We start from the raw sequence: 20,582 nt of genomic DNA on the forward strand, positions 1-20,582 counted from the left end.
AAATTAGGTCGCTTCACCCAAGCTTTGCTATACAAGAATAATATATTTTGTTCCCGGGATTAACTAAAAAACTTATTCCTTAATAAATTGAAATAAACAGGCTGCCCGCTTATCTTTGTAAAAAATAATCTTTTGGGAAGTATTAAATTAAAAAATATCAGGGTTTTTGCCTATCATGGCTGCCTTGAAGAAGAAGGAAAAATTGGGAGCGACTACCGGGTAGATCTAAAAGTAAAAGGTGATTTATCAAATTCTGCTAAAACTGATAAGCTGGCAGATACTATTGATTACGTGCACTTAAACAAAATTGTGAAAGAAGAAATGGCCATTCGTTCTAAACTTCTGGAAACTGTTGCTGAGCGCATTTTGAAGCGCGTAATGGAAGAAATTATACTGGTGCAAAAAGCTAAGGTTGAAGTTTCTAAAATAAATCCGCCTATTGGTGGAAATGTAGCTATGGTTAGTGTGATTAGAAGTAAATCCCGCTAAAACTCAAAATCATAAATTGCTGCAAGTCTTTTATTTTTTAAAGCTAAATTTTTTATTACATTTGCCAACCCCAAAATAGGGCATCGTGGCCGAGTGGCTAGGCAGAGGTCTGCAAAACCTTGTACAGCGGTTCGAATCCGCTCGATGCCTCCAAAAAGCTCCTTTTTTAAGGGGCTTTTTTTGTATAAAATAATTGATGTTTAGTAGCGCTTATACTGAAGAAATAAGAATAATAGCAATATTTTAAATGTGTCACCTTCCTTTTGACAAAAGTATTTACGGGAAATCTTTATGATCAATCAGTAAGTATCTTTTTCTCTTGAATCCCGGTAATCTTACTTAAAATGATGATTTAATCTGGTGAGATGGTATCGTTTGGGGTAATAGTTTCAATCTGATCTTTAATTCCGTTAACCTGGTTAGGGAATAGCCCCTGGAAAATAAGCATTCCGCCAAAAACTATCAGTAAAATACTAATTCCCTTTTTCATAAGATATATTCGGTTGGGCGTCAATTTTCGATTTAATTTTTTTGCCAGTAAAATTTTAAAAACGTCTAACACGAGGTAAGTTCCTAAAACAGTTCCGAAAAAAACCAATATGCGATCCTGTTCCATATCTAACCTTGGACCAAAAACAATAATTAAACCCAGCCAGAATCCCAATACGCCAATGTTAATGAAATTCAATAGAAAACCTTTTACAGCCAAACCCATATAATCGCTTTTACTGAGTTTTCTAATCTCTGGGGTATCATCATCCTGCCGAAGTACTTTTTTGGTCTGTACGAAGCTCATAACACCATAAGTAGCTAGAATCATTCCACCAAAGATAAACAGGGCAGGATCATCTTTAATGCTGGCTAGTAATTTGGTGGTACTTAAATAGGCAATAAAAAGAAAAACAACATCGGCTATAATTACGCCAACATCAAAGGCAAAAGCGGCTCTGAAGCCTTTAATAGCAGCCGTTTCCAGTAATACGAAGAAAACCGGACCAAGTAAAAACGCTAAAAAAAGACCTAAGGGTAGGGCTGCTAATACATCCTGAAACATACAATTGTATTATTTTACAAATGTAGACTTTTAGTTTTTTCTAATTACTTTCCCGCCAAACAGGGTATTCTGATCTATAGTTTTTGGGTCGCCATAAACATTTACGGTACCTCCAGCTCTAACTTTTGCTTCTACCCTACCACTAGCAGTAATATCGGCAACACCGCCTGCCTTTATACTTATTTCGGTATTAGTAGATTTTAGATTTTTAGCGAAGAATTTTCCACCGGTATTGATACTTATTTCCTGATCGCCGGTTTTACCTTCTACTTCAATCTCTCCCCCGGTATTCACATCTACATAAAGGTTAGTGATATTTACATCAGAAAAAATATCGGCACCTTCTGAAGCATTTAAATAGAGGTTTTCCTGCTTTAGCTTAGAATCAACTTTTATTGAAGCGTTTTGGCGAGCATCAATTTTATCGAGTTTTTTAAATTGAATAGTGATTTGTGTATTATCATTATCCAAAATTTCATCAATACTCATTCTTACTTTTAGAACCCCGTTATCTACCTTAAATTTTACATCGGTACTGTTCTTTCCAGTGATTACCGCAGTATTTTGGTTAGCTTCTTTTAAGATAACATCCAGCCCATTATAAACTTTAATTTCAGTAAAATCTTCGAGATCCCGGGTTACTTCCTGGGCACATAGAATTCCAAAACTGAATAAAAACAGTGCAAAAACATATTTTTTCATTTATATAAATTTTTCATCTACATCAAATTGAACTTATTTAAGCTTTTAAAATTTGTTTTTCTATAAATTAGAAGCTGAAGTAAATTCAAAATGACATTTTAATTTTTCAAATAGTTATTCTTCATTTTTACCAATTAAGGTAAAATCTAAGTGTCTTTTAACCAAATCAGCATTTTTCACTTTTACGATAACCTCGTCTCCAAGCTGATAGGTTTTCTTTGTTTTTCTACCCACAATTGCATAATTATCGGCATCAAAATCATAATTATCGCCTTTAATATCTCGCAGGCGAATCATTCCTTCACATTTATTTTCTACAATTTCAACAAAAATTCCGAAATCTGTAACCCCTGAAATCACCCCAATAAATTCTCTATCCTGGTGATCCAGCATAAATTTTACCTGCATATATTTAATAGAATCCCTTTCAGCATTGGAAGAAAGATTTTCCATTTCGCTGGTATGATGGCATTTTTCATCATACTCTTCTTCTTTAGCTGAAGGTTGATCATCCAGGTAACGTTGAAGCAAACGATGCACCATTACATCCGGATATCTTCTAATTGGAGAAGTAAAATGCGAGTAATAATCAAATGCTAAACCATAATGACCAATATTTTCTGTACCGTAATAAGCTTTACTCATCGTTCTAATGGCCAGCGTATCTACTAAATTTTGCTCTTTTTTACCCTGCACATCCTGAAGCAATTGATTTAAAGAAGAAGAAACAGTTTTCCTGTTTTTAAGGTTTAAACCGTGCCCAAACCTGGAAACCAACGTATTTAAAGAAACCAGTTTTTCTTCATCTGGCTCGTCGTGACAACGGTAAATAAAGGTTTTCTTTTGTTCTCTTTTTCCTATAAATTCAGCCACTTTTCGGTTGGCTAAAAGCATAAATTCTTCGATGAGTTTATTGGCATCTTTGGCGGTTTTAAAATAAACACCAATAGGTTCATTCTCTTCATCTAATTGAAATTTTACTTCCACTTTATCAAAAGAAATAGCACCCTGACGCATTCTTACAGAACGCATCTTTTTTGCCATTTTGTTCATTGTTAATACAGCTTCAACAATTTCTTCCTTTACCGTATAAGATTTATCCTGAATCGAAATTTCTTCCGGAATTTCTCCTTTTTCAGTTTCTATGATTTGTTGGGCTTCCTCGTAAGCAAACCGCGCATCAGAATAAGTAACAGTTCTCCCGAACCATTCGTTAACCACTTTTGTATTCTTATCAATTTCAAAAACTGCCGAAAAAGTATATTTTTCTTCGTTTGGCCTTAACGAACAGGCGTTATTTGAAAGCACTTCAGGTAGCATGGGCACCACGCGATCTACCAGATAAACCGAAGTTGCGCGTTCGTAGGCTTCATCGTCTAAAATTGTTCCCGGTTGCACATAATGTGATACATCGGCAATATGAATTCCAATTTCCACATTCCCGTTGTCCAGTTTTTGAAAACTCAGGGCATCATCAAAATCTTTTGCATCTGCAGGATCTACAGTAAACGTCAAAACATCCCGCATATCGCGACGTTTTTTAATTTCCTCCGGCTGAATTGATGTATCTATTTGATTAGCAAAATCCTCTATTTCCTTAGGAAATTCATGCGGCAAACCATATTGTGCTAAAATGGAGTGAATCTCGGTATTATGTTCCCCGGGAGTACCCAAAACCTGAATGATCTTTCCAAAGGGAGAATCGGCTTTTTCTGGCCATTCTTCAATTTCTACAACTACTTTATCTCCGTTTTTAGCATCACCGATTTTGTTTTTTTGAACAAAAACATCGGTGTACATTTTTGGATCTCCAATAACCACAAAACCAAAATCTTTTTGCATATCAAGAACACCAACAAATTCGGTTCTTTTCCGCTTTATTATTTTAGTTACTTCCCCTTCAGATTTTTTATTTCTTTTTCGGTTGTAAATATAAATTTCTACTTCATCACCATTAAACGCAGTGTTCAAATCCCTGGGGGATATAAAGACATCATCATCTAATTCATCTACCATAGCATAAGCATAACCCTTTGTGGTCATATCTATCACTGCGGTGTAATAATCATTCGACTTGGTTATTTTAAACTTCCCGCGTTCTTCCTCTTCAATTTGCTTCTTTGCGGTTAATTGGGCTAATTTTTTAATAATATTATTACGACTTGTAGCGTCATTAACACCAAGTTTAGCGGCAATTTGCTTATGGTTGAAGGTTTTTCCAGGTTCCTTTCTTAGGATATCTGTAATACTTTTGGCAAGGTCACCCTGGTGTTGGGATTTATTTCTATTCTTTTTACTCATTTCGATAATTAAAGTATAAAATTACGGCTTCTGCATTACATAACATCTTTTTGCAATTAAAGTTTTGTTAAGCGCCCTGAAAATTATCCTGTTATAAAATTATTTCACATTTAATTAACAACTGGGTAAAAACCCTAAAATTCTGTCTCTGAAAGAAAACGAACGATAGATTTCTTAATTTTTTCTTAATTTTAATTTAAGGTTGTCGGTATATTATAAGCTCATCTTTGTAAGACTTGGTAATCAGATTACTATGAACAAAGCTAAAATAATATCGTTCTATTTTTTTCTAATTTTCCTAATTGGTCTATTAGGAATCATCGTATCTATAAATCTAACATTAAATAAAAGCAGCCAGGTGAATTTAAATTCTGCTCAACTTTATATAGACCACAGTATAAGCTATTCTAACAAGACAATTTTTTGCATAAACTAGTTAAATATCTGTTTTTCAGTAAAATAAACTGTTATAAGTTTTTAAAAATTAGCTATAGTAAAGTGACTCAATTCATTCCCAGGCTTTTATACTTTCTTCCCTTTTTAGATCTAAATTCTCAAGTTTAAATTTCAATTTTGAAATACTAACCAATGTTATTAACAATATATATAATTATCTTTTTTTCTTCTTTTTATAAAAATTAAAACTGATGATTATTATAGCTTGTTAATTTGTAGAACAATTTTTTTGAAGTTTTTTTGGTTTTTAAGTTAGCTTGATTTGATAACAACTTATTAACATACTTAAGAAAGTCTAAAGCTCTGAAAATCTAAGCATTTTAATATTTACTTAACAAAAGTTAGTAACAGAGTCTTAATATAAGATCTGGATAATTAGAATTAAAAATAGTGTTCACAACCCATTTTTATATGCTCATAACTTCTCCAAAAATAACCGACTTATAATTTGATTTAGCCATAAAATTTTTGCTATTGAAATTTAAATCGAATACCGCAAATAAGTTTCTCAGTTTCTCATCAATGCTTATTCACAATCTTATGTCAATACTAAAGCCTTGATTTTAAAGCTTATTTAAAAAGTAATTAACAATTGAAAATTGCAGTGTTACTAAGTGGTTTTTTTACCTTTGTGCCAGCTAAAACCTTAATTATGAAAATTGCAATAGGAAACGATCACGCCGGTACCGGATATAAGAAAAAAGTTGTTGATTACCTGAAAAACAAGGGTATAGAAGTTATTAACTATGGTACTAACAGTGAAGATAGTGTAGATTATCCAGACTTTGTGCATCCCGTAGCCGATGATGTTGAAAACCAAAAAGTAGATTTTGGAATTATTATTTGCGGAAGTGGAAATGGTGCTAATATGACCGCTAATAAACACCAGGGCGTTCGTTCTGCTCTATGTTGGATTGGTGAAATTACTAAATTGGCCAGAGAACATAATAACGCCAATGTATTGAGTATTCCTGCACGTTTTGTTTCTGAACAACAGGCAGTGGACATGGTAAAGATTTTCCTTGAAACTCCTTTTGAAGGCGGTAGACATCAAAAAAGAGTAGATAAAATTCCGGTTGAGAATTAATATTTTATTATAATCGAGACTGTCTGAAAAGTATAGTTTCGTCAAGCTGAACTTGTTTCAGCTTCTAACAAGTGTTTATTATTAACATCTTATATACTGAAACAAGTCCAGGATGACGATTTAAAACTATTCAAACAGTCTTTTTTTTTATTTCTGCACAAATATTCATTAGAAAAAATATGGAAATCCTTATTAAAAATTTCAATGAACTTAGCCTTGAAGAACTCTACCAAATATTACAATTACGCTCTGAAGTTTTTGTGGTAGAACAAGATTGCGTTTACCAGGATATTGATGGAAAAGACAGCGACGCGCTGCACGTATTAGGGGTTAAAGATGGGAATATAATTGCTTATACCCGTTGTTTCGATAAAGGATTTTATTTTGAAGAAGCTTCTATTGGTCGCGTCGTAGTAAAGGAATCTGAAAGAAAGAATGCCTACGGGCATTTAATTTTAAAAGCTTCGGTAGAAGCTATTAAAGAACGTTTTAAAACTGATAATATCAAACTTTCTGCACAACAATATTTAACCGATTTCTACGAAAGTCACGGCTTTATGCAAATTGGCGAAGGTTACCTGGAGGATGGGATTCCTCATATTGCAATGATCAAATAATTACTTGATTATCTATTTTTAAATGTTCTGGAGTAGCTTATCTAAGGATTTCTGAATATCGTTGGCTATCTTTTAAAATAGATTTGGCTTCAATAATTTCAGGATTGTGATCTACATAATATTCATACAAACCTTCCTTGTAGAAATAGCGTTTAATAATCTCATCGGTTAATAAACTTACAATTTCGTGCTTCTTTTCATCTAATTCTTTCTTCTTTTGGGCATCTATTTCGGTAGAAATACTTTTGTAATGATCCAAAATATCCTGTTCATAACCTTCGTTTGAAGCCGAGGTTAAAAGTGCCTCCAGCTCCCTTTCGGTAGCTGTTTGATAGTTAAAATTAGATTTTTGAAGAAAGTTTTTAAAATTGTTGAAATCTGAATCTGTGAATTCAAAAGATTCAGGATCTTCTAATTCATTTGAATAATAATATTCTGTTGCAAAATCGAAAATGGCTTCCTGTGCCAGTAAAGCATTAGTCACATTACTATATTCTGAAGTTTCCAGTTTTACATCTGGAGATATTCCTCCGCCATCGTAAACTTTTCTACCACTTCGGGTTTTAAATTCGTTATAATCTTCAGCATTACGCTTTATAGCTCTTCCTTCCTCATCTCTTTCAGCATAATTTAAAGCCTGAATACACCTCCCACTTGGCGTGTAGTATCGGGAAATAGTAATCTTCAACTGTGTACCATAAGCGAGTTCTTTAGGACGCTGTACCAGGCCTTTCCCAAAACTTCTGGCCCCTACAACCACTCCTCTATCCAGATCCTGAATAGCGCCGGCAACGATCTCGCTGGCTGAAGCACTGCGCCCATTTACTAAAACAACTAATGGAATTTGGGTATCTACAGGTTCTTTTTGGGTTTGGTAAGCTCTGTTATATTTCTCTATAACAGATTTTGTAGTGGTTATTAATTCTCCTTTTGGTAAGAAAATATTACTCACATTTATAGCTTCAGTAAGTAAGCCGCCAGGGTTTCCTCTAAGGTCAAGGATAATCTCTTCAGCTCCCTGGTTTTTGAGATCTTTTAGTGCACGAATAGTTTCTGAAGAAGCTTTTGAGTTAAATCTGGATAATACAATATACCCGGTATTTTCATCTAAAAGTTCGTAAAAAGGTACTGCCTTGAGATTTATTGCACTTCGGCTTAGAGAAGTTTTTTTTAATTCTCCCTGGCGCCGAAAAGTAATATCAATTTTTGAATCTGGAGAGCCATTAAGCAATTCTCCAACATCATCGGTATAATCGGCAACTTGTATGCCTTCAATTTCTATAATTTCATCTCCGGCCTTTAAACCGGCTTTATCGGCAGGATAATCTTTGTAAGGTTCCATAATTACCAAAGCATCGTCACTTACCCTAACAGTAGCTCCAATCCCGCTATATTCGCCTGAATTATTAATTCTTGCAGCTTCAACATCTTGCTCGCTCCAGTAATTGGTATAGGGATCTAAATCTGCCAGCATTGCTTTAATCGCGGTATCCATTAATGCGGCAGGGTTGGTTTCTTCAACATAATTCATGTTGATTTCCTTAAAAAGCGTGGTAAAAATTTCAATCTGTTTGGCAATTTCAAAGAAATCAGATCTAAAGCCAAAACTGCTAAATATTAGCATAGCGCCCAAACCAATTAAAGCGATTTTTTTGGTGAGTTTTTTTTTCATTTTCAGTATTTTTCTTCGATAATCGAGATTATATTTTCCGAGGTGATTTAAGCCGATTTATAGAAATTCAACTTATTTTATTTTGCGCCTCATTAAACTTCTCCATTACTTTTATCATTGCTTTATTTAGGTCTTCCAGGCTAATTTCTTCTCTGGAAATATAAATAAACATCAAGGCATAAGGTTGTGTGAAGTTACTGGTTACAAGATACTTATTTTTTCTGAAAGCTTCCCGCATCAAACGTTTAATACGGTTGCGGCCAACAGCAGTTTTTACCAGTTTTTTAGGGACAGAAACTCCGGTTTTAAAATTTTTAATTTCCGTATTGGTGATAGGAAGGTATATGAGTTTTAAAGGATATTTTTTAACTGATTTTCCCTCCTGAAATAAAATGTCTATGAGCTTTTTGCTCTTTAGTTTTTCTTCCTTTCCAAAACTTTCATCCATAGTTCAAAAGTAAGGATAGTTTTAATTTCTCTATAAGGAAAACAAAATTTTGACGAAAATAAAAGTGTGTAAGCAGGGTGCATTATCATACGTCAATCTGAACTTGTTTCAGAGCCTGCTCCGAAATTTGTTCGGAGTCTAACAGGCTTAAATTCTGAAATAAATTCAGAATGACGATTGGAAAACTGATATTAAAAAAACCTCACAGGTTTTTAAAAACTGTGAGGTCTAAAATTTAATACCTAAAAATAATACTATTATTATTATTCGTCTTCTTCTGAAGATTCTTCGGCAGTATAAAGATTATTATCTCTATTTACATCGGCCATAAGTTGAGATTCGTCTATTTCTATACTCTCAATCTCGCTTAATGGTTTATCTATTTTTAGTTCGTAGGTTGGGTATGCCCAGGCCCAATCATCGGCAACTGTCCAGTTTTCGTGAACTGCAGCTTTTTCCCAACGCATCATTTGTAATGGCACATAGATCATTTCCTCTTCTCCGTTGTTATAACGCACGGTGATATCTAAAGGCATCGGCATCAATTTTTGACGCTCTAAGGTTACTTTAGTTGAATTTTCATCGGCTTCGGTAACTTCTTTAATGCCATAGTCAATAGTAGCAGTTGTACGCGTCCAGTCGTTTAAATACCAATCTAATTCTGCTCCTGAAACTTTCTCGGCAATTCTTATAAAATCGTTAGGCGTAGGATGCTTAAATTTCCATTCATCGTAATAACGTTTTAGGGTTTTATCAAGATTATCCTCACCAATTACATAACCTAATTGTGCTAAAAATACAGCACCTTTAGAATAAGCTGAAGCTCCGTAAGCAGCATTTAAGTCATAACGATCGGCCTGGGTAGATTGTGGTTGTTCAACCCCGGAATTTGCCAATTGAAGGTAGCTTCGGTAAGAACCGGTATGCGGATTATCGGCATAAGTTTCCATCACCTGGTTCATTGCTTCACTGGAAATATAACTGGTAAAACCTTCATCCATCCATTCGTGCTTACTTTCGTTCGTAGCCATTAAATGCTGAAACCAAGCGTGAGCCAATTCGTGAGCTGTTACCCCTACCAGGCTTCCAAAATTGCGTTCTCCTGTAATTAGGGTGAGCATAGCATATTCCATTCCGCCATCTCCACCTTGTGCTACAGTATATTGATCCCATGGATACGGACCTATATTTTCGTTGAAAAACAACAATAAATCTTCGGTTTTTTCCTGTAGATTTTTCCAGTTTTCTTTTATTTCCTCATTGTCTTTATAGAAAAAGTGAAGTACGGTTCCATCTGCAGCAGTTCTGTTATCGTGAATATAATCAGGATCTGCAGCCCAGGTAAAATCATGAACTTCTGGGGCAACAAAATGCCAGGTATGGGTATCGCCTTCAGCTTCAACCTCTTCATCAGAATACCCGTGACCAATTTCATCTGGATTTTGAAGATAACCTGAAGCGGCAACGGTATAGTCTTTATGAATGGTAAGTTTTACGTCGAAATCGCCCCAAACCCCGTGAAATTCACGGCCAATGTAAGGCGCTGCGTGCCAGCCTTCAAAATCATATTCTGCCAATTTAGGAAACCATTGGCTCATAGAAAGTGCTACCCCTTCTGAACTATTTCTTCCAGAACGACGAATTTGTTCAGGTACCTGGCCTTCAAATTCCATATTGAAAGTGGCTTTTTCTCCCGGTAAAATAGGTTCGTCCAGCTCAACTTCCAGTACAGTTCCAACTTCCTCGTAAGAAAGTTCATTTCCATCCTGGTTAAGGCTGGAAACCCTTAAATATCCTTGTTGATCTTCGGTTAATTTAGAAATGCGGTCTCCTACCCTTCTATCTGGATCTTGTATGCTTGTAGAGCGCACATCCATTTCACTTCCGGGTTGAAAAGCATTGAAATACAAATGATAGAAAACGCGGTCTAAAGTATCAGGCGAATTATTGGTGTATTCCAATTCCTGAGTACCGGTATATTGAAAGTTTTCAACATTCATGTCTACCTCCATTTTATAACCTACGTGCTGTTGCCAGTAGCTGCTATTGTTTTGAGCACCGGCCAGAGTGGTGGCAACTAAAGCCAGACTTAATAATAATTTCTTCATTTATTTGTGGTTTTTATGATAAAATAAAACTTGATTTTAATTTGTTTGAGAAGCTAAAATAAGCGCGTTATAAAGATTAACCATTTTTCCTGAAACGGATAATTCTTTAAAATTCTTAGTATTGCCTCTATCGCCGCCTACAATTACACTAGCATTTGTGGTTAAACCGCTATCCATAATTATCTGTTTTACCTGTGCAGCACTTAATTTAGGATAAAAAGACCGAATAATTGCTGCTACTCCGGCCACTGCGGGAGCCGCCATAGACGTTCCCTGAAGATATTCATACTCATTATTGGGCGTGGTAGACCAAATCTCGGTTCCAGGTGCAAAAACATCAACGTTAGTTTTTCCGTAGTTGGAAAAATCGGCAACTAGTTTGGAGCCATAATCGAAATTAAGTGCACCTACTGTTAGAAAATTATCTGAAATTTCTTGTGGTGCATCTGGGTTTTGATCGTTTGGATATACCGTGTTCTCATCTAAATTAAGTCCTTCATTTCCGCCGGCATTTACGATTAAAACATCATTTTCTGCAGCATATTGAATTGCTTCTGTAACCCATTCAGGATTTGGAGAAAAGTATTTCCCAAAACTGGTATTGATCACTTTTGCACCATTATCTACCGCATAGCGAATAGCAAGGGCAATATCTTTATCATATTCGTCACCATCTGGTACTGCGCGCAGTACCATAATTTCAGCATTATTGGCAACTCCATTTATACCGAGCTTATTATTTCTTTCTGCAGCGATAATTCCGGCAACGTGGGTCCCGTGTTTAAGATCTTCTTTATCTTTTGAAGGTCCTAAAACATTGGCATTTCCATAATTGGTATCAGTAATATCATAAGGGTCATCTCCTACAGGTGCTCGCCCATCTAACTCTAAATTTAAGTGGGTATCTAAACGATTGGCATAATATTCAATGCCTTCATCTAATTCTTCCAGTGCCTCAGGAATATTTTCATTTACGTTATCCTGAATTTGCTGAAGCATCGCCTTATACTGGGCTAATTGCCCGGAAGCTTCCATTTCGTTCAGTTCTTTTTTGGTGTAATCTTCTTTTCCAAGTTGAGAAGAAACGGCCTGGTGCGCCGCTACCAGTTGTTTCTTAATCTCCTGATACTGGTTCCTATTTTGAATAGTTTCTTCATATTCTTTTTCATACTCCGCTTTTGCTTCCTGGTAATAGATGAATTCAGCGCGATCTGCAGTGCTTATAGAACTGGCGGTTTTACCTTCGTATTTGGGTTTTAAACGCTTATAAATACGGGTATATTCCATATTTTCTTCTACGGCATCACCTAAAAAGTTCCAACCGTGAACATCGTCTATATAACCATTATTGTCATCGTCTATTCCATTACCGGGAATTTCATCGGTATTAGTCCACAGCACGCCATCAAGATCTTCGTGCTCAATATCTACACCGCTATCAATAACTGCTACAATGGTTTTTTGGCCTTTGTTGTTTTTAATAATTTCTGAATAAGCTTTATCAACGCTCATCCCGGGGATAGTATCGGTCATAAGATCGGCACCGCCCCAGCCTTTTAACTGGGTTTCAGAAAGATCGGTGATCTTGAGTGGAATTGAATCTATATTGGCAATTGGAGTAGAAACAATTTTTGGGGATCCACTTCCGCAGGAAGCTAAAATAAGTGCGCTTCCCATAAAAAACGCGGATTTTAAAAAAGGTATTTTCATGTATTCTTTAATATTTAGTTTGGCTTAATTTTTTTGTTTGGGTTTAGCCGAAAATGACATTAATTAAAAAGCTCGTTAAAAGTAAAGGTTTTGTCTAACCTAACCCCTTTTTCGGTGTTTTTTAAAGTTATAATCTCATTATGTGCATCGTGCTCCAAAAACAAATAGTAATCTTTATCTGCAGCCTGTTTTAGAAACTTTTCCTTTTCAGTTAAAGTTAGCAATGGCCGGGTATCAAAACCCATTACATAGGGTAAAGGAATATGCCCTGCGGTTGGCAGCAAATCGGCCATAAAGACAAGGGTTTTTCCTTTGTATTCTATATGTGGGATCATTTGTTTATCGGTATGTCCATCTGCAAACAATACGCCAAAATCAAATTCATTAGACTGTTTAAAAGTTTCATCTTCTTTTCGGTCTAAAAAGTGAAGCTGCCCACTTTCTTCCATTGGTAGGATATTTTCCTTTAAAAATGAAGCTTTTTCACGGGCATTAGGTTCTGTAGCCCACTTCCAATGCTCTTTATTGCTCCAGAATTTAGCATTCTTAAAAGCCGGTTCATACCCGGTTTTGTCTTTATTCCATTTTATGGCTCCTCCAACGTGGTCAAAATGAAGGTGTGTTAGGAAAACATCAGTAATATCATCACGGTGAAATCCTTGTTTTTTAAGCGATTTATCTATAGAATGTTCGCCCCATGGATAATAAAAACCAAAGAATTTATCACTTTGTTTATCGCCCATTCCCGTGTCTATTAGCGTAAGTTTATCGCCATCTTCTATCAAAAGGCAGCGGGCCGCCATATCTATCATATTATTGGAATCGGCAGGATTGGTTCTATTCCAAAGACTTTTTGGAACTACGCCAAACATAGCGCCGCCGTCCAGTTTAAAATTGCCGGATTCTATTGGGTATAATTTCATACGTGATTTATTGTTTTTTTAATGCTCTTTGCTTAATTCGCAACCTTTTTTCGGTTTATGGGTCTAATAATTTCTACTTATTTCAAAAAGTATCTTTGAGATCCTGCAAATTAATAAAAGGAAAAAACATGTACTGCTAAAATTCTGTTAGCTGATGGGTTTTATAACTGCCTAATTAAACAATTATTCTAAATAGAGCACTTTTTCATTCTCTTCGATAATATCGTTATAATGAAACGGCCTCTTCACACCTTCAGCATTAATAACAAAAAAGGGTAGGATAGAATTTTTATCATCTTTATGTTTTTTCACCCAATCTCGTGTAGAAATTTCCTCCTTAATGGTTTGAGTTTTTTCTTCAAAATCTCCATTTGTTATTTTTCTGGCCCAGGGTTTAAGTTCAGTTTTATTGGCAAAAAGTGAAGTTGCATTAATTTTATCGAGCATATCTACATCGGCACCGGTTTCACTTGGGGATACCAGCACTATTTTCTTTGGAATATAAAATGCATCGTCGGCTAATTGAGCGGCCAAAAAGTTTATTTCACTATTTCCGGTAAGAGCGATAAATGTCCCTTTTTCAATAGCTTTTGCATCTTCAAGGGTTTCTTCTTTCAAAACATTCCCATACATACTATCGAAACCTTGATTTTTAGCTTCAGCAACCATTTCCCGGTTAGCATCTATAATTAATACTTCATTTTTATCTTTAAGATGCTTTGCAAGATATAATCCTAGTGGGTTAGCTCCTAAAATAATATATCCCTCCCTGGATTCCTGATGCACCAATTCGCCACGGTTTCTAAGCCAGGTGGTGGTCCAGGTTAGAAAAAGCGGAACTGTAAGGGTGGTGAAAATTGCCATAAAAACCAGGATAGAAAAGATTTCTGAAGTAATTATTCCCATTTGTAAGCCTATTCCCGCGATAATGATTTCTACCGCACCACGACCGTTCATTCCGGTTCCTACAGTAATTCCTTCTCGCCAACCATAGCCGCTTGGAAGATAGAATAAGGCAGTACCCACAATTTTTCCTACCATTGCCATAAGTGTCACTACGATTAACATTGCAAGATCTGTTTGAAAAACTTCCAAAGTCACATTAAACCCTGCCGAAACAAAGAAAATAGGAGCTAAAAATCCTATAGAAATATCGTGAAATATGTGGTTAATATCTTTTGAAATCTGCCTATTAAACACACCATCTCTAATAAATAAACCAGCCATAAATGCCCCTAAAATACTATGTAAACCGGCTACTTCTGCCAATTCTGAAAAACCGAGAACAATAATTAAAATCAGGGTAAAATGAAGGGTGCGGCTGTTAATATTTGCTTTCATCAAGTATTTACCCAATAATGGCAACAAATAAATTCCTGCAAGCGCAGTAAATATGAAGAATAGAATAGCTTTTCCAGCAACCCACGCCAGCCCCAGGGTATCGATACTCCCTGCATCTACATAGCTAATAATCCCGGCGAAAATTACCAATGCGAGCGTATCAGAGATCAAAGCTCCCGCCATAAGTACATAGGCAATTCGGGTGTTGAGTAATTTTAGATCTACCAGGATCCTGCTCTTGGTTGCGAGTGAGGTGACGGCTACTGCAATGGCCACAAAAATGGCGGCCATTTGTGTTCCGCCAAAATATATAATAGTGTAATAACCTAGAACAAAAGGTACTATAAACCCACCCACAGCGGCTAAAAGTCCAGGCCAGGAAGCCTTTCCTAGGTCTCTAAAGTTAATTTCCATGCCAATGTAAACCATGAGAAGAATAATACCAACCTCTGCTAGCACATTGATCATTTCAGAGGTTTCCAGCAGACCTAAAAGGGCCGGTCCCAGAATAATTCCAATAATAAGTTCACCTAAAATTGCCGGGTATCCTAATTTTTTAGCAGCTGAGCCACCTATCCAGGCACTAAATAAAATGATTAGGAGATTTAGAATGTTTAATTCTTCCATATAAATAATTTAGTGGTTGGCTTTACAAAATATTAATATTTTACCACATTTAATGAATTATGAACACTAAATAAATTTGAAACCTAATTAATTTACATTTTAGCTCAAAAAGCTTGAATAACTTACAATGTTGCGATTAAATCGGGCTATTTTTGTAATTAACAAATTACAGTTCAAATACTTTAAAGCATGTTAGAACTTGCAAGTTTGGTAATTTTGGGAATCCTTGCCCAATGGTTGGCCTGGAAGATTAAAACCCCTGCAATTTTACCGCTTATTTTAATTGGTCTTTTAGTTGGGCCAATCTCAACTTTAATAAGTGAGGACGGCACCAAGTGGGTAGAACCAATTTGGAATGGTTCTGAAGGGCTGTTCCCCGGGGAAAGTTTATTCTATTTTGTCTCCCTGGCTATTTCAGTAATTCTTTTTGAAGGCGGTTTAACCCTTAGAAAAAGTGAAGTAGGAAATATTGGCCCGGTGATCCTGAAACTAATTAGTGTGGGTACAATAGTCACTTTTCTTGGAGCAGGTTTGGCAGCGCATTTTATATTTGATCTTTCCTGGCAAATTTCATTTCTATTTTCAGCACTGATTATTGTAACGGGACCTACCGTTATTTCTCCTATTCTTAGAAATATACCTCTTAAGACCCATGTTTCTTCCATTTTAAAATGGGAAGGAATTCTTATAGATCCTATTGGTGCATTGATTTCTGTATTAATGTTTGAATTTATTAGGGTAGAAGGTGGGCAGGACTTTACCCAGACGGCACTCATAGAGTTTGGTAAGATCTTGTTATTTGGCTTTACCTTCGGCTTTACTTTTGCCCACTTACTGGCTTTTTTAATTAAAAGGCAAATTATTCCGCATTATTTGCTCAATGTTTTCATTCTTGCAACCGTTTTAGGGGTTTTTGTACTGGCAGATACCTTTGCTCATGAAAGCGGACTATTGGCGGTGGTGATTATGGGAATGGTAATGGGAAATCAAAAATTACCCAATATTAAGGAATTACTATATTTCAAAGAATCTCTTAGCGTTTTATTGATTTCGATACTTTTCATACTACTTGCAGCAAATATTGAAATTGAAGAACTTTTACTGGTTTTTAACTGGAATTCACTTATACTTTTTGGGGTTGTGGTGTTACTAATTAGACCCATTGGTGTTGTATTAAGTTCAATAGGTTCTGGGTTGAAAATTAACGAAATGGCCTTTATAAGCTGGGTGGGACCACGAGGTATTGTGGCAGCAGGAATTGCGTCTCTTTTCGGTTTAAGACTCGCGAGAGAAGGCATCCAAGGTGCAGAATATATTACACCATTGGTATTTATGATCGTGCTTTGTTCAGTTTTATTAAATGCTGCAACAGCGAGACTTTTTGCAAGGTTGGTAGGTGTTTTTATTAAGGATTCCCAGGGAATTTTAATTATAGGCGCTTCTTCTATCGCAAGGTTGATAGGAAAATATTTACAGGATAATAAGCGCCACGTGGTTTTGCTCGATAATAATGGTGATAATATAAAGAAATCCAGAGAAATTGGTATTGATGCTATAGAAGGCAGTGTTTATTCAGATGACCTTATGAATAATATTGAATTAAACGATATAGGTTATGTAATGGCACTAACGGGAAATAGCGATATTAATAAAACAGCAATTTCAAAATTTAAAAAGCAATTTGGTGAGAACGGATCATTTAGGGTAATTACCAGCGATGAAATGAATAATCCTGAGTTAAACCCTACAGAAGGTCTTTTTTCACATACCGATGATTATATTAAACTTACCGAAGTTTCCAGGAAGTTCCCAAAAATTCACGAGGTAACTTTAAACAGTAAAGAACACTATGAAGGTCTTATTGAAATTTCTAAAACAGACCCGGATATTGTACCACTTTTTGTAAAAAATGGAGAAGGAAATTTAACTATAATTCCATCACATAGTTCTGAAGTAGATATTCAGGAAAATAATCAGCTGGTTTATTTAGGAAAGAAAATTCAGCGGGAAGAAAAGCTTGAAGAGGATTATGAAGAAATTGTAGATAGTGATAAGGATTAAAATTTCAACATTTAGAACAAAAAATATCTATTGGTTATAGAAAATTAGTTCTCACATTTTAATATCATTTTCCTCTATATTTGAGGATCTTTAATTTTCTTCTAAACTGGTATGAAATGAACGAATTTCTGGAAATTCTGCAACATGAATTTGAATTACCTTTAAGCAATCCCGTACTGGTTTTTTCACTTATTCTGCTTATAATTCTTATTTCACCGGTTTTATTGCGAAAAATAAATATCCCCGGAATAATTGTTTTAATTATTTCAGGAATTATTATTGGACCTTTTGGTACGGGTCTACTTGAGCAAAATACTGCCATAGATCTTTTCTCAAAGATAGGTTTACTATACATCATGTTTATTGCCGGTTTAGAGCTGGATATGAACCAGTTCAAGGTAAACCGAAATAAAAGTTTTCTTTTCGGGTTTTTTACATTCGCAATACCTTTAATAATAGGCTTTCCGGTGTGTTTTTACTTATTGGGTTACGATTTTAATGCCAGTTTTTTAACGGCCAGTATGTTCGCAACTCATACCCTTATTGCTTACCCAATTGTAAGCAAAGCTGGGGTAGCTAAAAATGAAGCTATTGCAATTACCGTTGGAGGTACCATCCTTACCGATACTGCTGTGCTTATTATCCTTGCCGTTATTATGGGCAATGCACAGGATGGCGGACTTACCATGGATTTTTGGATTCGACTGGTAGTCTCGCTCACTATTTTTTGTGCGATTATGTTTTACCTGGTTCCCAAAATCGCAAAATGGTTTTTTACACGCCTTGAAAAAGAAAAACATTCGCACTATATATTTGTACTAACCGTGGTATTTCTAGCCGCTTTTTTAGCAGAATTAGCTGGTGTAGAAGATATCATTGGCGCTTTCCTTGCAGGCTTAGCATTAAACCGATTAATCCCGCATTCTTCTGCGCTTATGAACCGTATTGAATTTATGGGGAACTCCCTGTTTATTCCTTTTTTCCTGATAAGTGTTGGGATGCTGGTAGATATTAGCGTGATACTAAGTGGTTATATGGCCATTGTTGTAGCCCTAACCCTATCTGCGGTTGCAATTTCAGGAAAATGGATAGCAGCTTATTTTACCCAGTTGGCATTTAAATATTCTGCTTCCCAGCGAAAAGTGATTTTTGGTTTGAGCAGTGGTCACGCTGCAGCTACACTTGCTGTAATTCTAGTGGGCTATAATGCCGAAATTATTGATAAAAATATCCTTAACGGAACAATTATTTTAATTCTTATCACTTCTATAGTCGCCACTTTTGCTACAGAAAAAGCAGCCATTAGACTTGCAAAAGAAAATCAAACAGTAGATCCTGAAGCCATTAAAAATTCAGAGAATTATAAAAAAGAAAAAATTCTTTTGCCTTTAGCCAACATCACGAATTTTGATAAGCTTTTAGAGTTTTCAATACTTATTAAAGACAAAAATTCAGATCATCCTGTCTCTATTTTATCGGTGGTTCCTAATGATGAAGAAGCCGAAGTAAACATTGCGCAAGCCGAGAATAAACTCGAGGATTTTGTAAAACAGGCCTCGGCTTCTGAAACCGATGTTGAGGTAACCGCCACTATAGACCAGGATGTAGCTAATGGAATTGCTCGTAAATCCCGTGAATTAATAGCCGATTTTATGGTTTTGGGCTGGCCAACAAGCTCTACCGATGCCAATGATATAATTGGTGATAAGATGGCAGGAATCATTCGGGGTACGCGAAATACAATATTTATTTGCGAAACCCATACTCCCTGGGCTACTCACGAAAGATTAGTGGTAGCCGCATCCCCAAGATCTTCTGAAATGGCAGGTTTTGAGCTTTGGGTGAAGAAGGTGATTAAATTCTCTGAAGAGCTTAGTATTCCCATTACATTATATTGCGATACCACAACCCAGGTGGCTATAGAAAAACTGGCAGAAAAGCTCAAGTTAAAGGCTCCGTTTGAATTTCAGGAATTTAATAATTGGGAAGATTTTCTAATTATTTCTAAAAACCTTAAACCAGAAGATATTATTATGCTTATTTCTGCTCGTTCTGGAGCTATTGCCCACCGGGGAATCCTGGAGGAAATTCCATTAAAAATGGCGACCTATTTTAGAGAAAATACTAAAATTATTGTCTATCCGCAGGAAAAATAATTAAGCTTCTTTTTCCATTTCTTCAACCAATTCATCGGAAATTTCCAGATTGTGATAAACGTTTTGAACATCATCATCTTCTTCAAACTTTTCAGCTAAATCAAGAATTTTTTTAGCGTCTTCTACGGGTAATTCAACAGTATTCATGGGAATTCGCTGCACTTCAGAAGATTTAACTTCAATTTCCAGCGCTTCAAGTTTTGAAGACATTAATCCAAAGTCAGTAAAAGCGGTATAGATGGTAATAAAGTCTTCATCTTTCTCAATTTTTGATGCGCCACCTTCAATAAGTTCCAACTCAAACTCTTCAAGATTCATTTCGATCTTTTCTCTTTCGATGGTAAAAACACCTTTTTTATCAAAAAGGAATTCCAGTGAACCGTTAGTCCCCAGGTTTCCGCCGTTTTTAGAAAAGGTTGAGCGAACTGAAGCGACGGTTCTATTTGTATTATCGGTAGTACATTCAATAAAAAAAGCGATTCCGTTAGGGCCGTAGCCTTCAAAGGTTACCAGTTCATAATTATCGGCATCAGCGCCGCTGGCCTTCTTTATAGCGCGTTCTATGGTGTCTTTGGGCATGTTTATACCCTTGGCATTAGAAATTGCATTACGAAGCGCAGGATTGGATTCAGGATCTGGCCCGCCGCCTTCTTTTACCGCAACGCTAATTTCTTTTATAGCACGAGTAAATTGTTTTGCACGTTTCTTGTCTTGCGCACCTTTTCGGTGTTTTATATTCGCCCATTTGCTATGTCCGGCCATTTTTTTAGTCTTTAATTGGTAGACTTACAAAATTAATAAAATGTAGAAAACCGAAAAAACATCTCTTA

The 20,582-nt window shown here is 35.8% G+C and carries 15 protein-coding genes and 1 tRNA gene; 6 read left to right on the top strand and 10 right to left on the bottom strand.

The features are described 5' to 3' along the window. Positions 1-132 precede the first annotated feature (132 nt). Together folB and FG27_RS09215 are read left to right on the top strand one after the other, a co-directional pair. On the top strand, positions 133-489 hold the full coding sequence (gene folB, locus FG27_RS09210) for a dihydroneopterin aldolase (protein ID WP_037318256.1): 357 nt from the start codon (positions 133-135) through the stop codon (positions 487-489). 79 nt (positions 490-568) lie between these two features. Next, positions 569-642, top strand: a tRNA-Cys gene (locus tag FG27_RS09215). A 199-nt stretch (positions 643-841) separates the two neighbouring features. Here the strand turns inward: FG27_RS09215 and FG27_RS09220 are convergent. From FG27_RS09220 to rnr, 3 genes are all read right to left on the bottom strand, one after another. Next, positions 842-1,543 (bottom strand): LysE family translocator, encoded by a 702-nt coding sequence (locus FG27_RS09220; RefSeq protein ID WP_037318258.1) that lies wholly within the window; start codon positions 1,541-1,543, stop codon positions 842-844. Positions 1,544-1,573: 30 nt separating this feature from the next. After that, positions 1,574-2,245 (bottom strand): head GIN domain-containing protein, encoded by a 672-nt coding sequence (locus FG27_RS09225; protein WP_037318259.1) that lies wholly within the window; start codon positions 2,243-2,245, stop codon positions 1,574-1,576. A gap of 114 nt (positions 2,246-2,359) precedes the next feature. Beyond that, a complete protein-coding gene (gene rnr, locus FG27_RS09230) occupies positions 2,360-4,546 on the bottom strand; it encodes a ribonuclease R (protein WP_037318261.1) in 2,187 nt (728 codons plus the stop codon). Between the two features lie 1,108 nt (positions 4,547-5,654). Between rnr and rpiB the strand changes: the two genes are divergently transcribed. Both rpiB and FG27_RS09240 read left to right on the top strand, forming a co-directional pair. After that, complete coding sequence (gene rpiB, locus FG27_RS09235) at positions 5,655-6,089, top strand: ribose 5-phosphate isomerase B (RefSeq protein ID WP_037322106.1); 435 nt, start codon at positions 5,655-5,657, stop codon at positions 6,087-6,089. A gap of 179 nt (positions 6,090-6,268) precedes the next feature. Beyond that, positions 6,269-6,706, top strand: coding sequence for a GNAT family N-acetyltransferase (locus FG27_RS09240; RefSeq protein ID WP_037318263.1), 438 nt, complete (start codon positions 6,269-6,271; stop codon positions 6,704-6,706). A 37-nt stretch (positions 6,707-6,743) separates the two neighbouring features. On the opposite strand, the gene FG27_RS09245 is transcribed toward FG27_RS09240, so the two are convergent. From FG27_RS09245 to FG27_RS09270, 6 genes are all read right to left on the bottom strand, one after another. Further along, positions 6,744-8,378, bottom strand: a complete 1,635-nt coding sequence (locus FG27_RS09245) for a S41 family peptidase (protein ID WP_037318264.1) — start codon at positions 8,376-8,378, stop codon at positions 6,744-6,746. Between the two features lie 67 nt (positions 8,379-8,445). Further along, positions 8,446-8,826: a ribonuclease P protein component gene (rnpA, locus tag FG27_RS09250; RefSeq protein WP_037318266.1), complete on the bottom strand. Its 381-nt coding sequence runs from the start codon at positions 8,824-8,826 to the stop codon at positions 8,446-8,448. Positions 8,827-9,089: 263 nt separating this feature from the next. Beyond that, the gene (locus tag FG27_RS09255; RefSeq protein ID WP_037318272.1) at positions 9,090-10,934 is read right to left on the bottom strand and encodes a M1 family metallopeptidase; all 1,845 of its coding nucleotides are present in this window, start codon (positions 10,932-10,934) and stop codon (positions 9,090-9,092) included. Positions 10,935-10,970: 36 nt separating this feature from the next. After that, a complete protein-coding gene (locus tag FG27_RS09260; RefSeq protein ID WP_037318274.1) occupies positions 10,971-12,644 on the bottom strand; it encodes a S8 family peptidase in 1,674 nt (557 codons plus the stop codon). Positions 12,645-12,703: 59 nt separating this feature from the next. Next, the gene (locus FG27_RS09265; protein WP_037318276.1) at positions 12,704-13,567 is read right to left on the bottom strand and encodes an MBL fold metallo-hydrolase; all 864 of its coding nucleotides are present in this window, start codon (positions 13,565-13,567) and stop codon (positions 12,704-12,706) included. Between the two features lie 183 nt (positions 13,568-13,750). Further along, positions 13,751-15,535, bottom strand: a complete 1,785-nt coding sequence (locus FG27_RS09270; protein ID WP_051935807.1) for a cation:proton antiporter — start codon at positions 15,533-15,535, stop codon at positions 13,751-13,753. A 189-nt stretch (positions 15,536-15,724) separates the two neighbouring features. Between FG27_RS09270 and FG27_RS09275 the strand changes: the two genes are divergently transcribed. Continuing rightward, positions 15,725-17,596: a sodium:proton antiporter gene (locus FG27_RS09275; RefSeq protein WP_037318278.1), complete on the top strand. Its 1,872-nt coding sequence runs from the start codon at positions 15,725-15,727 to the stop codon at positions 17,594-17,596. Between the two features lie 116 nt (positions 17,597-17,712). Further along, positions 17,713-19,752, top strand: coding sequence for a cation:proton antiporter (locus FG27_RS09280; protein ID WP_037318279.1), 2,040 nt, complete (start codon positions 17,713-17,715; stop codon positions 19,750-19,752). Here FG27_RS09280 and FG27_RS09285 read toward each other — a convergent pair whose 3' ends face one another. After that, positions 19,753-20,514 (bottom strand): YebC/PmpR family DNA-binding transcriptional regulator, encoded by a 762-nt coding sequence (locus FG27_RS09285; protein ID WP_037318280.1) that lies wholly within the window; start codon positions 20,512-20,514, stop codon positions 19,753-19,755. Between the last annotated feature and the right edge of the window lie 68 nt (positions 20,515-20,582).

The sequence above is a fragment of the Salegentibacter sp. Hel_I_6 genome, assembly GCF_000745315.1.
Lineage (GTDB): Bacteria > Bacteroidota > Bacteroidia > Flavobacteriales > Flavobacteriaceae > Salegentibacter.